The sequence below is a fragment of the Streptomyces sp. 17_S59 genome, assembly GCF_056930295.1.
In genome coordinates, this window is sequence record NZ_JBXOWD010000001.1 from 2,457,101 (window position 1) to 2,470,031 (window position 12,931).

Annotated in this window: 12 protein-coding genes and 1 tRNA gene; 10 read left to right on the forward strand and 3 right to left on the reverse strand. The window is 74.6% G+C overall.

Translation table 11 applies throughout. From position 1 onward, the window contains the following. The first annotated feature begins 103 nt into the window (after positions 1 to 103). The 6 genes from AC1Z4A_RS10725 (at position 104) to AC1Z4A_RS10750 (ending at position 5,193) form a co-directional block, all read left to right on the forward strand. A tRNA-His gene (locus tag AC1Z4A_RS10725) sits at positions 104 to 176 on the forward strand. A gap of 147 nt (positions 177 to 323) precedes the next feature. Continuing rightward, positions 324 to 533: a transcription antiterminator/RNA stability regulator CspE gene (gene cspE / locus AC1Z4A_RS10730; RefSeq protein ID WP_483677706.1), complete on the forward strand. Its 210-nt coding sequence runs from the start codon at positions 324 to 326 to the stop codon at positions 531 to 533. Between the two features lies 1 nt (position 534). Continuing rightward, on the forward strand, positions 535 to 1,869 hold the full coding sequence (locus tag AC1Z4A_RS10735; RefSeq protein ID WP_483677707.1) for an ABC transporter substrate-binding protein: 1,335 nt from the start codon (positions 535 to 537) through the stop codon (positions 1,867 to 1,869). Then, positions 1,866 to 2,852, forward strand: coding sequence for a carbohydrate ABC transporter permease (locus AC1Z4A_RS10740; RefSeq protein WP_483677708.1), 987 nt, complete (start codon positions 1,866 to 1,868; stop codon positions 2,850 to 2,852). The genes AC1Z4A_RS10735 and AC1Z4A_RS10740 overlap by 4 nt, the downstream gene beginning before the upstream one ends. Before the next feature lie 9 nt (positions 2,853 to 2,861). Beyond that, positions 2,862 to 3,737, forward strand: a complete 876-nt coding sequence (locus AC1Z4A_RS10745; RefSeq protein WP_483677710.1) for a carbohydrate ABC transporter permease — start codon at positions 2,862 to 2,864, stop codon at positions 3,735 to 3,737. A 43-nt stretch (positions 3,738 to 3,780) separates the two neighbouring features. Beyond that, positions 3,781 to 5,193 (forward strand): GH1 family beta-glucosidase, encoded by a 1,413-nt coding sequence (locus AC1Z4A_RS10750; protein WP_483677712.1) that lies wholly within the window; start codon positions 3,781 to 3,783, stop codon positions 5,191 to 5,193. On the opposite strand, the gene AC1Z4A_RS10755 is transcribed toward AC1Z4A_RS10750, so the two are convergent. Together AC1Z4A_RS10755 and AC1Z4A_RS10760 are read right to left on the reverse strand one after the other, a co-directional pair. Further along, positions 5,186 to 6,055: a spermidine synthase gene (locus AC1Z4A_RS10755; RefSeq protein ID WP_483677713.1), complete on the reverse strand. Its 870-nt coding sequence runs from the start codon at positions 6,053 to 6,055 to the stop codon at positions 5,186 to 5,188. The genes AC1Z4A_RS10750 and AC1Z4A_RS10755 overlap by 8 nt on opposite strands. 58 nt (positions 6,056 to 6,113) lie before the next feature. Next, positions 6,114 to 6,581 (reverse strand): hypothetical protein, encoded by a 468-nt coding sequence (locus tag AC1Z4A_RS10760; RefSeq protein WP_483677714.1) that lies wholly within the window; start codon positions 6,579 to 6,581, stop codon positions 6,114 to 6,116. Positions 6,582 to 6,840: 259 nt separating this feature from the next. On the opposite strand from AC1Z4A_RS10760, the gene AC1Z4A_RS10765 reads away from it, so the two are divergent. Then, on the forward strand, positions 6,841 to 8,220 hold the full coding sequence (locus AC1Z4A_RS10765) for an NsdA family TPR-like regulatory protein (protein ID WP_483677715.1): 1,380 nt from the start codon (positions 6,841 to 6,843) through the stop codon (positions 8,218 to 8,220). A gap of 269 nt (positions 8,221 to 8,489) precedes the next feature. Here AC1Z4A_RS10765 and AC1Z4A_RS10770 read toward each other — a convergent pair whose 3' ends face one another. Beyond that, on the reverse strand, positions 8,490 to 9,083 hold the full coding sequence (locus AC1Z4A_RS10770) for a histidine phosphatase family protein (RefSeq protein ID WP_483677716.1): 594 nt from the start codon (positions 9,081 to 9,083) through the stop codon (positions 8,490 to 8,492). A 196-nt stretch (positions 9,084 to 9,279) separates the two neighbouring features. Here AC1Z4A_RS10770 and AC1Z4A_RS10775 point away from each other — a divergent pair, with 196 nt between their 5' ends. Genes AC1Z4A_RS10775 through AC1Z4A_RS10785 form a run of 3 tightly spaced genes read left to right on the forward strand, consistent with a single transcriptional unit; the run spans position 9,280 to position 12,927 of the window. Continuing rightward, complete coding sequence (locus AC1Z4A_RS10775) at positions 9,280 to 10,293, forward strand: phosphatase PAP2 family protein (RefSeq protein ID WP_483677717.1); 1,014 nt, start codon at positions 9,280 to 9,282, stop codon at positions 10,291 to 10,293. Continuing rightward, the gene (locus AC1Z4A_RS10780; protein ID WP_483677718.1) at positions 10,214 to 11,392 is read left to right on the forward strand and encodes a hypothetical protein; all 1,179 of its coding nucleotides are present in this window, start codon (positions 10,214 to 10,216) and stop codon (positions 11,390 to 11,392) included. Before AC1Z4A_RS10775 ends, AC1Z4A_RS10780 begins: the two co-directional genes overlap by 80 nt. After that, on the forward strand, positions 11,383 to 12,927 hold the full coding sequence (locus AC1Z4A_RS10785; RefSeq protein WP_483677719.1) for a hypothetical protein: 1,545 nt from the start codon (positions 11,383 to 11,385) through the stop codon (positions 12,925 to 12,927). Before AC1Z4A_RS10780 ends, AC1Z4A_RS10785 begins: the two co-directional genes overlap by 10 nt. Positions 12,928 to 12,931 lie beyond the last annotated feature (4 nt).

Genomic DNA, 12,931 nt, shown 5'->3' on the forward strand with positions numbered 1-12,931 from the left:
CAGCTCGCTCCCGGTACGGCGAAAGCCGGGAGCGAGCACCCCTCCGGACCCTGTACACTTTTTCTCGGCCGGTGGGAAACAACGGAAACAAGCGCCGGACGTGGTGGGTATAGCTCAGCTGGTAGAGCACCTGGTTGTGGTCCAGGATGTCGCGGGTTCGAGTCCCGTTACTCACCCTGATCGAGCAAGAGCCCGGTCCGCGAAAGCGGCCGGGCTCTTGTCGTTTTGTAGTCCCCAGGAGTGACACACAGGGCGGATGGGGGAAGTTCGCCGCCCGTCCGGGCAAAGCTGAGGTGCTGGCAACCGGACGAAGGGTCATGACCGTGGCAACAGGCACAGTGAAGTGGTTCAACGCCGAAAAAGGTTTCGGCTTCATCACACAGGACGACGGCGGCCCGGACGTGTTCGTCCACTTCTCCGCCATCCAGAGCTCCGGCTTCAAGTCGCTGGAGGAGAACCAGCGGGTCGAGTACGACGTGACCCCGGGGCAGAAGGGGCCGCAGGCGGAAAACGTCGTCATCCTCGAGTCGTGACGTGACCGCGTGGTCGAGCGGGCCCTACCGGAGGCGGGCGGTGGTCCTCCTCGTCGGCATCGCGCTCGTCCTCGCCGCGAGCCTGCTCGGCGGCTGCGCCCAGGACGGCGCGGACGGCGGCCGGGGCGGACCCGGCGGGAGCGGCAGGACCACGGTCTCCATCGGCACCTTCGGGGTGTTCGGCTACAAGCAGGCCGGGCTCTACGCGGAGTACGAGCGGCTGCACCCGGACGTGGTGATCAAGGAGAGCGTGATCGAGCGCAACGACGCCTACTACCCCCAGCTCCTGACCCACCTCGTGGCCGGGAGCGGCCTGGCCGACATCCAGGCCATGGAGGTGGGCAACGTCCACGAGCTGGCCGCCGGCCAGGGCGAGTTATTCGAGGACCTCTCCCGGGCCCGGGGCGTCCGCAAAGAGGACTGGCTGCCCTGGAAGTGGGCCCAGGCCACCACCCCGGCGGGCCGGACCATCGGCCTCGGCACCGACATCGGCCCCATCGCCGTGTGCTACCGCAAGGACCTCTTCCGGCGGGCCGGGCTGCCCACCGACCGGGCGGCCGTGGGCCGCCTCTGGGCGGGCGACTGGCGGAAGTACCTCGCCGTGGGCGCGGCCTACCGGGCGCGCGCCCCCGCCGGCACGGTCTTCACCGACTCCGCGGCCGGTCTCTACAACGCCTCCGTCCACGGCTACTCCGAGCGGTACTACACCCGCGGCGGCAAGCCGGTCCACGCGAGCAGCCCGGCGGTCAGGGAGTCCTGGGACCTGGCCATGGCGGCGGTCCGGGGCGGGCTGACCGCCCGGCTCAAGCAGTTCGAGAAGGGCTGGGACCAGGCGTACGCCAACGGCCGCTTCGCCACCGTCGCCTGCCCGCCCTGGATGCTCGGCTACATCAAGGAGAAGTCCGGCGCGGCCGGCCGGGGCCAGTGGGACGTGGCCGCGGCGCCCCGGCCCGCCAACTGGGGCGGCTCCTTCATCGGCGTGCCCAGGGTGGCCCGGCACAAGGCCGCCGCGATCGCCCTCGCCGTCTGGCTGACCGCGCCCGAGCAGCAGGCCAAGCTCTTCGAGCGGCAGGCCGGCATCCCCTCCACCCCGGCCTCGTACGCCATGCCCCGGGTCAGGGACGCCCGGAACCCCTACTTCGGGGACGCCCCCATCGGCGAGATCTTCACCGCGGCGGCCCGCTCCGTCCCCACCCTGGTCTTCGGCCCCGGGGAACAGCAGATCGGGCTCGCCTTCACCGACGTCGGCATCCCCCAGGTCGAGCAGCAGGGGAAGTCGCCTCGCCAGGGCTGGCTGGCCGCCCAGCGGGAGATCGAGAACGCGGTGGACGAATGACCGCCACGCCCCAGGCGGTGGAGGACGCCCGCGCCGCACCCGTGGACCGTGCGCACGCCCGGGACCGGCCAGGCCCCTGGCGCAGCCGCCTCTACCGCTGGGACCTGCGCTACAGCCCGTACGCGTTCGTCGCCCCGTTCTTCCTCTTCTTCGCCGCGTTCGGCCTCTTCCCCCTCCTCTACACGGGCTGGGCCTCCCTGCATCGGGTGGAGCTGACGGCCCCGGACCGCATGGAGTGGGCCGGCCTGCACAACTACGCCCGGCTGCTGGGCAACGACTTCTTCTGGAACGCCCTGCGCAACACCTTCACCATCGGCGTCCTGTCGACCGTGCCCCAGCTGCTGATGGCCCTGGGCCTGGCCCACCTGCTGCACCACCGGCTGCGCGCCGCGACGTTCTGGCGGGTCGCGCTGCTCACTCCGTACGCCACCTCGGTGGCCGCCGCGACGCTGGTGTTCGTCCTGCTCTACGGGCGGGACCACGGCATGGTGAACTGGGCGCTGGGCGCGGCGGGGATCGGCCCGGTGGACTGGCAGAACGGCACCTGGAGCGCACGGTTCGCGGTCTCCTCCATCGTGATCTGGCGGTGGACGGGCTACAACGCGCTGATCTATCTCGCCGCCATGCAGGCGGTGCCCGACGAGCTGTACGAGTCGGCCGCGCTGGACGGCGCCTCGCGCCGGCAGCAGTTCCGGCACATCACCGTCCCGGCGCTGCGGCCGACGATCCTCTTCACGGTCGTCGTCTCGACGATCGGGGCGACGCAGCTCTTCGGCGAGCCCCTGCTGTTCGGCGGGGCGGGCGGGCAGAAGGGCGGGGCCTCGCACCAGTTTCAGACGCTGGGCCTCTACCTCTACGAGCAGGGCTGGTTCGACTTCCACCTCGGGCGGGCCTCGGCCGTCGCCTGGACGATGTTCCTGATCCTGCTGCTGATCGCCGCCGTGAACATGCTGATCGCACGGTGGCTGGGGAAGGACCGGTGAAAGGGCACCGTGACCATCGGCATCGGCATCGGCGGACCGCGGGCGCCGGGGGCCCGGCGCGCGGGGCGGCAGCTGCACGCGGGGCCCGCTGCCTACGCGATCCTGACGTTGTTCACCGCGGGCTCGCTCTTCCCGCTCGTGTGGACGGCGGTGGCCGCGTCCGGCGACAGCGCCCGGCTGGCGGGCACCCCGCCGCCGCTGTGGTTCGGCGAGCGGCTGCCCGCGAACCTGGCCACGGCCTGGACCGACGCCCGCATGGGCCTCGCCCTGGCCAACACCACGCTGGTCGCGGGGACCGTGGCGCTGGGCACGGTGCTCTTCTGCACGGTCGCCGGCTACGCCTTCGCCAAGCTGCGGTTCCGCTTCCGGCGGGCGCTGCTCCTGCTGACCGTCGGCACCATGATGGTGCCGCCGCAGCTGAGCGTCGTCCCCCTCTTCATGGTCGTCGCCCACCTGGGGTGGACCGACCGGTTGCAGGCCGTCGTCCTGCCCCTGCTGGTGAGTGCCTTCGGCGTCTTCTTCATGCGGCAGTACTTCACCGAGGCGCTGCCCACCGAGCTGATCGAGGCGGCCCGGGTCGACGGGGCGAGCAGCCTGCGCGTCGTGTGGCACATCGTCTTCCCCGCCGCCCGGCCCGCGATGGCCGTGCTGGGCATGCTCTCCTTCGTGCAGGCGTGGAACGACTTCTTCTGGCCCGTGATTGCGCTGACCCAGGAGAACCCGACCGTGCAGGTGGCCCTCACCGGCCTGGGCCGGGGGTACGTGCCCGACCAGGCCGTCGTCATGGCGGGCGCGCTGCTGGGCACCCTGCCGCTGCTGCTCGCCTTCACGCTCTTCGGCCGGCAGATCACCGGCGGCATCATGCGCGGTGCGGTCAAGGGCTGACTCCACCGTCTCCCCTCCTTCTTCTCTCCCGGAGCGTGCGGACATGACCATGGACTTCCCGCCCGGCTTCCTCTGGGGCGCCGCGACCGCCGCCTACCAGGTCGAGGGCGCGGCCGCCGAGGACGGGCGCACCCCGTCGATCTGGGACACCTTCTCCCGCACCCCCGGGCGGGTGCGGAACGGCGACACCGGGGACACGGCGACGGACCACTACCACCGCCGCGCCGAGGACGTGCGCCTCATGGCCGGGCTGGGCCTGGGCGCGTACCGCTTCTCCGTCTCCTGGCCCCGGGTCCAGCCCACCGGGCGCGGCCCGGCCTCCCGGCGCGGGCTGGACTTCTACCGGGCGCTCACCGACGACCTCCTCGCCCACGGCATCCGCCCGGTGCTGACGCTCTATCACTGGGACCTCCCCCAGGAGCTGGAGGACGCCGGCGGCTGGCCGGAGCGCGACACCGCCCGGCGCTTCGCCGACTACGCCCGGCTCGTCGGGGAGGCGCTGGGCGACCGCGTGGAGCTGTGGACCACCCTCAACGAGCCCTGGTGCAGCGCCTTCCTGGGCTACGCGGCCGGGGTGCACGCCCCGGGCCGCACGGACGACGAGGCCGCGCTGCGGGCCGCGCACCACCTCAACCTGGCGCACGGGCTCGGCGCACAGGCACTGCGCTCCGTCCTGCCCGCCCGGGCCCGGCTGTCCGTGGCCCTCAACTCCGCAGCCGTGCGCGCCCGTACGCCCTCACCCGGGGATCAGGACGCGGCCCGGCGCATCGATGCCCTGGCCACCCGTATCTTCACCGGGCCCATGCTGCGCGGCGCATACCCCGAGGACCTCCTCGCCGACACGGCGGCCATCACGGACTGGTCGTTCGTACGCGACGACGACACGGACGTCATCCGGCACCCCCTCGACGCACTGGGCATCAACTACTACGCACCGACAGTGGTATCAGCCGCCACTGACAATCCCCCGCCGCGCGCCGACGGCCACGGCGACGGCGTGCGCTCACCCTGGCCGGGTGCCCGAGGCGTGGCCTTCCACCAACCGCCCGGCAAGCGGACGGCCATGGACTGGGCCGTCGACCCCACCGGCCTGTACGACCTGCTGATGCGCTTCACCCGGGAGGCCCCGGGCCTGCCCCTGGTCGTCACCGAGAACGGCGCCGCCTACGACGACAAGCCCGGCGCCGACGGCACGGTCCACGACCCGGAGCGCATCGCCTATCTGCACGCCCACGTCGAGGCCGTGCTGCGCGCCCTCGGCGACGGCGCCGACGTCCGCGGCTACTTCCTCTGGTCGCTGCTGGACAACTTCGAGTGGGCGTACGGCTACGGCAAGCGCTTCGGCGCGGTGTACGTGGACTACGCGACCCTGGCCCGTACTCCCAAGTCCAGCGCGCGGTGGTACGCGCGGCTGGTGCGGACCGGGCAGCTGCCGCCGCCCGGCGGCGTCAGCTGAAGACCGAGGGCGGCGGCGCCGGGGACGGCCGGGCGTCCGCGTCGGTGACGGGTGCCGCGCCGCCCGTGAAGTCGGCGAGCGTACGCCCGTGTTCGACCCGCGCCTGGTGGGGGTCGGTGGCGGCGCGCCGGGTCAGCTCGGCGACCGGCAGCTCCCGGTCGGAGGCCAGGAGCACCGCGTTGCCGAAGCGCCGGCCGCGCAGCACGGCCGGGTCGGCGGTCAGGCAGAGTTCGGGGAAGACCGTCCCCGCGGTGGCGATCTGGGCCTTGAGGTGGGCGAGCGGCGGCCCGTCGGCGAGGTTGGCGGCGTAGAAGCCGCCCGGCCGCAGCGCCCGGCGGACCTCGCCGGTGAACTCGGTGCTGGTCAGGTGGGCGGGGGTGCGGGCGCCGCTGAAGACGTCGGCGATGATCAGGTCCGCCCAGCCGTCCGGCACCTTGCCGAGCACCTCGCGGGCGTCGCCGCCGCGCACCCGGATCCGCCAGCCGGCCTCCAGCGGCAGCTCGGCCCGGACGAACCGGACGAGCGCCTCGTCGATCTCGGCTATCTGCTGGGTCGACCGGGGGCGGGTCGCCGCTATGTAGCGGGCGAGCGTGAACGCGCCGCCGCCCAGGTGGACGACCTGGACGGGCTTTCCGGGCGGCGCGACGAGGTCGGCGATGTGGCCGAGCCGGCGCTGGTAGGCGAAGTCCAGGTAGGCGGGGTCGTCGAGGTCCACATGGGACTGCGGGGCCCCGTCGATCAGCAGCGTCCGGCCGCGGGGGCGGTCGCGGTCCGGGACGATCTCCGCGAGACCGCCCGCCACCTGTGCGGATATCGCTTCCGCCGCGCGCCCGCGGTCCTGCTTCCGTCTGCCCTTCGCCACCCGTCCAGTATCGCCGCAGCCGGAGCGCCCTCCCTGCCGGCGGCTCTGCCGGCGGCTCCTACCGGCAGCGGTCGACGGCCTCGATGGTGCGGGCGGCCTCGCCGAGTGCGGCGCGCAGCACGGCCGGGTCGGTCGCGGCGGCGTACGCGGCCTCCGGCGCGACCAGCCAGCCGGTGCCGGTGACCGGCGGCGCGTCGACGGCGCCCGGGTGCGGGTCGCGGCCGTAGGTCTGGGTGCAGGCGCTGCCCGGCACGTCCCAGGCGTCGGCGGTGCCGGGCGGCACGAGGAAGCCGAGGGTGTCGCAGTCGCCGTCGTGCAGCACGGGGCCGACGCCGTCCCGCAGCCGCAGGATGTCGACGGCCTCCAGCCCCTGCCGCGCGGGGACCGTCACCAGGTCGCACGGCCCGCCGTCGGAGCCCTGCCCTGCCCCGCGCGGGGACGGGCAGGGGGACGGGCTGTGGTCCTGGCGCGGCTGGTGCAGGGCAGTCGTCCGCGAGCCGCCGATGTCCACTCCGGCCTCCACCACGGGAAACCCCTCCTCACGCCGTGCCGCTCCGCGTCGAGCGGCTCGGGGGGTTCAACGCCCGGGCGCGTCAACGGCTACGGCGCCATGCCGCTGCAAAGGATGGCAGTTCATGGCGGATGACAGGTGGGATATCCGTTTTGTAGCCAAACCAGATGTAGTGGCTCCGCCACAGCCGGTACGGTCATCACGCCACACGGCAGCACAGCCGCCCGTCCCGCGGGGCGCCCGCGGGGCGGCTCGCCACGGAGAGGGCCCCGCCATGGCGTCGTCCCGCGCTTCCTCGTCCCCCCGCCCGAACCAGGCCTTCCGGGAGCTGCGCGGTCCGCGCTCACCTGGGGAGTTCGCGGCGGCCGTGCGCCGGGCCGCCCGGGAGATCGGCGAGCACGTCTCGTGCGACGCGCGCTACATCGGACGCGTCGAGTCGGGCGAGATCCGCTGCCCCAACTACGCCTACGAGCGGGTGTTCCGGCATATGTTCCCCGGCCGCGAACCGGCGGACATGGGCTTCGCCCCGCGCGAGACAGTGCGCGGACGGGGGGCGCGCAAGAAGGGCTCCGCGCCGCCCGGGTCATCCGAGAGCCCCGCCGAAAGCCGTACCCCCGGGGCGGCTGACCGCTCCACCGGGAGCAGCAAGGAGAGCGACGTGCTGCGTCGCGCGTTCATGACCTCCGGCCCGGCCGCCGTGGCCGCCGCGTCCCTGGGCGGCGTCGCCCCGGACGCGCGCGGCCACCGCCGGGCGGGCGAGGCCGAGGCCGCCGCCGTCGAGCAGGCGGTGCGGCGCATCCGGCTGCTCGACGACCGGCACGGCGCGGACGGCCTCTACCGGCGCGCCGCCCGCCCGCTCAAGGCGGCGTACGAGCTGCTGGACGCGCAGACGCGGCGGCAGTCGGTGGTGGACCGGCTGCACGCGGGCGCGGGCGAGCTGGCGATCTCGGTGGGCTGGCTGGCCCACGACTCGGGCCGCTTCGCCGATGCCCGCTCGTACTACGCGGAGGCGCTGGCGACGGCCCGGGTCTCCGGTGACCCGGCGCTGGAAGCGCACGCGTTCTGCAACACGGCCTTCCTGGCCCGGGACGCGGGGCGGCCGCGCGAGGCGGTGCGCGCGGCGCAGGCCGCCCAGCGGGCCGGGCGGCAGCTCGGCTCGGCCCGGCTGATGTCCCTGCTGGCCCTGCGGGAGGCGGGCGGCTGGGCCCGGCTGGGGGACCGCCCGGCGTGCGAGGAGGCGCTGCTGAGAGCGCGGTCGCTGTTCGAACGGGGGGCCGGTGAGGCGGACCCGGAGTGGATGACGTTCTTCGGCGAGGCGGAGCTGGAGGGCCTGGAGTCCCAGTGCTGGTCGGCCCTCGGCGACTGGCGCCGCGCGGCGGAGCACGCGGATCGGGCGGTCGCCCTGCAGGATCCGCACTTCGCGCGGAACACCGCGCTGTACACCGCACAGCTGGCGGGCGACCTGGCGCGGGGCGGGGAGCCGGATGCGGCGGCGGAGGCGGGCGGGCGGGCGCTGGAGCTGCTGGAGCAGGTGCAGTCGGCGCGGATCCGGACGATGCTGACGGCAACGGCGCGGTGCCTGCGGCGGCATGCGGCGAATCCGGTGGTCTCGGGCTTCCTGGCCCGGCACGAGGGGGCTCTGCAGTCGGCGTGAGAGGGCGGTTCCTTTCCCCACCCCGCCCCTTCCCGGCTGTATCGATTTGCGGCTCCGCCGCGTGGGGGGGCTGCGCCCCGGACCCCAGGTCCGAGAACTGGGGGCTTCGCCCCGAGACCCCCGTTCCGGGGGCAGAGCCCCCGACTTCGCCCCCGCGCGCAGCGCGAGGGGCTCGCGGGGCAGGGGGCGCAGCCCCCGCTCCCTCACCCCCCGGGGGTCCGGGGGATTGCCCCCGGTTACGGGAAGGGGCGGGGTGGGGAAGAAACCCCCTACCCCAAATGCCCCGTGTCGTTCCAGCGCTCCAGCGCCGGCGCGCCGTACGCCCAGCCCAGGACCGACAGCGACGTCGGCTCCAGGCGGATGCGCGAGCCGAAGAAGATGTCCTCGCCCATCCAGCGTGCCGCGATCGTCCGCAGGATGTGGCCGTGCGCGAAGACCAGGACGTCCCGGTCCGCCGAGCGGGCCCAGGCCACGACCTCGTCCGCCCGCGCCGTGATCTCCGCGATCGTCTCCCCCTCGGGGACGCCGTCGCGCCAGATGAGCCAGTCGGGGCGGCCGGCCTTGATCTCGGCCGGGGTCATGCCCTCGTACGCGCCGTAGTCCCACTCCAGCAGCGCGTCCCAGTCGGTCGCCCGGTCGGCGAAGCCGGCCAGCTCGCAGGTCTCCTTGGCGCGCACCAGGGGGCTCGTACGGACCTCGACGCCCGGCAGGCCGCCCCAGGGCGCGCGGTGCAGGCGCTCGCCCAGCAGCTTCGCGCCGCGCCGTCCCTCGTCGAGGAGGGGGATGTCCGTGCGGCCGGTGTGCTTCCCGGACAGCGACCACTCCGTCTGTCCGTGCCGGGCCAGCAGGATGCGCGGTGCCATGACGAGGGCCTCTCCCAAGATTTCCGGTGACGTTCCTCCCCCATCATCACTCACGTCGCACACGGGCAACCCTGGCGCCCGGCCCCGGCGTCCTCACCCCCGCACCTCGGGGTTTCTGTGAAGTCACGGGGCGGTGTGCGAGCAATGTGGCGTACACCGTACGGTTGCATATCGCGCTTGTTGGCCGCCTGAACACATGGAGAGCGTCCGGATGTACCGCACCGCACCACTGGGGAAGCGGCCGCGCTGGTGGACCGAACTGCCACTGATAGCCGTGGTGTACGGGCTGTACACGGCGGGCCGGCTGCTGGTCCGGGGCAACGTGCAGTCGGCCGTGGATCACGGCGTGGCGATACTCGACCTTGAAAAAACGTTCCGAATAAACATCGAGCGTCCGCTGAACCGGCTGTTCACCGAGCACGCCTCGATCGGCATACCCGCCGACTTCGCCTATGCGTCCCTCCACTACCTGCTGACCCCCGCGCTCCTGGTCTGGCTCTTCAAGCGGCGCCCCGAGCACTACCGCAGGCTGCGGACCTGGCTGATGGCCGCCACGCTCATCGGCCTCATCGGCTTCACGCTCCTCCCGACCTGCCCGCCACGGCTGCTCGGCGAGGCCCACGGGTTCGTCGACACGATGCGCCAGTACTCCGAGTACGGCTGGTGGGGCGGCGACGCCAGCGCCCCGCGCGGGCTCGGCGGGATGACCAACCAGTACGCGGCCATGCCGAGCCTGCACGTGGGCTGGGCCCTGTGGTGCGGGGTCGTGCTCTGGCGCCACGCGCGCTCCCTCTGGGCGCGGATCGCGGGCATCGTCTACCCGCTCGCCATCACCCTCGTGGTGATGGGCACCGCCAACCACTACTTCCTGGACGCCGCCGCGGGCGCCGCCGTCATGGGCGCCGGCTACCTGCTGGCCGGTCCCGTGCTGCGGCTCGCCGACCGGGTCCGGGGCCGCTTCGCCCGTACGGTGCCCGGGGAGCCCGGGAAAACCCCCGAGGCGCCCGCGACTGTCAGTGGCGGGTGCAAGACTTCGGCGGGTACAGCGCTTTCCCGGACGACCTCCCCCGGCTCCCCGGCCGGGGCCGGCCGCCCGGGAGCGCCGGAGACACTTCGCGAGGCGGACGCCAGTGACCAGATCCCCCGACAGCAGGCCCGCGGCCGTGCCGGAGACAGCCGCGCCGACGGCGCTGCGACAGCGGCTCGCTGAGCTGCGCGGACCGTCCGTCGCGCCCGTCCCGCTGGATGCCCGCGCGCTCGCGGCGCTGGCGTCCAACCCCGGCTGCCGGCGCCGTGCGCTGCTCGACGGCGCCGGGGTGGACAAGTCCGCTCTGGCCCGCGCGCTGGGTGCCCCGGCCGCCTTCGGGCAGTCGCAGTTCGCGTTCGTGCGCGGCCACTCCTTCGAGGCCCGGGCCAAGGCCGACGGCGGCGCGGAGCTGATCCGCCTGCTGCACGAGCAGCTGGCCGACGGCACGCCCCCGCCCGGGCCCGACGCCGTCGACACCCCCGACCTCTCCGCCGCAGGGCTCGAAGGGCGCACCGCCCGCACGGCCCTCGCCCTGCGCGAGGCCACCGCCGCCAAGCGCTGGACGCTGCTGGACCACCCCCTGCTGGCCCTGACCGTCGCGGGCACCCCCGCCTATCTGGAGCCGGACGCGGTGGTCGTCCACCCCGACGGCGGCTGGACGGTCGTGGAGATCAAGTCCTTCGCGATGGTCGACGGCTCGGCCGACTCCGCAAAGGTCGGCGCGGCCGCCCGCCAGGCCGCGGTGTACGTCCTGGCCCTGGAGGGCGTCGCCGGGCGCATCGCCCCCGGGGTGGCGGTGCGCCACCGGGCCCTGCTGGTGTGCCCGCGGAACTTCTCCAACCTCCCCGCCGCGGCGCTCGTCGACATCCGCAAGCAGCTGGCCACCACCCGCCGCCAGCTGTCCCGGCTCACCCAGGTCGCGGACCTCGCCGCCGCGCTGCCCGAGGGCACCAGCTTCGACCTGTGCCTGGCCGACGACGGCCGCACCCCGACCCGGCCCACCGCGGAGCTGGCCGCCGCGGTCGACGCGGTGGCGGCCGCGTACGCGCCGGAGTGCCTGGCCTCCTGCGAGCTGGCCTTCCACTGCCGCACCCGGGCCCGCGCGGCGGGCTCGGTCCAGGCGCTGGGGCGCGGCGTGCGGGCCGAGCTGGGCGGGCTCACGGAGATCGGCGCGGTGCTGGCCGCGGCGGCGGGCGAGGCCGGCGATCCCGACGACCCGACGGTCGCCGCCCTGCGCAGGGCGGCCGCGCTGCGGGCGGAGGCGCTGACGCCATGTCGCTGATCGACACGCTCGCGCGGCTCGAGGCCGTGCGGGACGGGCAGGCCCGGCCGCTCGCCACCGTCCGGCACCGGCACCTGGCCGAGCGGCCCCTGGTCTTCGTACCGCTCACCACGGCCGGAGAGACCGGCGCGCCGCTCGGGGCCCTGGTCGGCACCGAGCGGGACGCCCCCCGGCTGCTCGTCGTGCCCCAGCCGCGCGACCGCGACCTGCGGTCCGCGTTCCTCGCCGAGCTGGCCGAGGCGATGCTGCCGTGCATCGAGGAGCACGCCGACACCGTCGAGCACGAGGAGCGCAAGGAGACCGACCCGGAGACGGGTCAGCGGGTGACGGTCGAGGTCGAGCTGTGCGCGGACGCGCCGCAGCTGCTCGTGCCGGGCGCCGCCGCCGTGGAGTACGTACGGCTGCTGGGCCGCTCCATGCGGTTCCGCCGCACGGCCGAACAGGACCCCGAGACCGCGTACCCGGCGCCGCCGCGCGTGCCCCTGCTGGGGCGCTGGCTGACGCACTACGGGGAGCGCGCCCGGGTGCCCGGGTCCTCGCTGCTGCTGGCCGTGACGCAGGTGCTCGGCCGCCACTGGGCGACGGGCCAGAGCGTGCTGGAGGACCAGCACCTGGGCGCCCTGCTCGCCTGGATCGACCCCCCGGAGGGTGCGTCCGGGGCCGAGGCCGCGCTCCGCGCGGAGCTGGCGCGCGACGCGGACGGGCTGCTGCTCCACCCGCCCGCCGGCCCCGCGACGGACCCGGCGTTCGACAACAAGCGGCTCGCCCCCGCCATCGCCCGGTACGACGCGGGCGTCCCCGGCGCCGAGCAGGAGATCCGCGACCTCCTCGCATCCCAGCTGCGCCCCACCTGGGACGCCGTCTGGCGGGGCGTCGACCTGCTGCGGGCGCTCCCCGAGGGGGCGCACGTCGGCGAGCGCTGGAAGCGCGACCGCTGGTCGTACACCGCGCACCGCGACCGCCTGCGGGCGGGCGAGCCGCCGCAGCCGCGGCGGGACGACGCCGTCACGGCGGCCCGGAAGCTCGCCGCCCGCGAGACCGCGCAGGCCCAGCTGGAGGCGCAGGAGGCGCTGGACGATCCGCTGGTGATGGCCGGGCGGCGGCTGGCGGGCGAGGCGTTCGCGGGCGAGGTCACCGCGGTCGTGATGGAGTACTCGCAGGCCAAGGTCCCCCGCCCGCGCCCGCTGGTGACCGTCCGCACGGCGGACGCGCCCCACCTCGCCCCGGCCGCCAGGCTGCACCGCGCGCTGCCGGACGGCAGGTCCCAGCCGGCGGAGTTCGTCGAGTACGCGGCGGACGAACCGGACGGCGTCGGCCTGACCGTACGGCTGACCGGTGGAATGGGGCGCGGCAAGGCGCCCGACACGGGCTCCGTGCCGGAGCCGGGCGACCGGGTCTGCTGGACACTCTTCGAACACGCGCCCAGGGGCGGCCCCGAGCTGCCCGACCCCGAGCGGACGCCCTGGACCCACGGCGGTCCGCCGACCGCCCCCGACGACGCTCCCGACCCGGTGACCGCGGAGGACCACCTGTGACCGT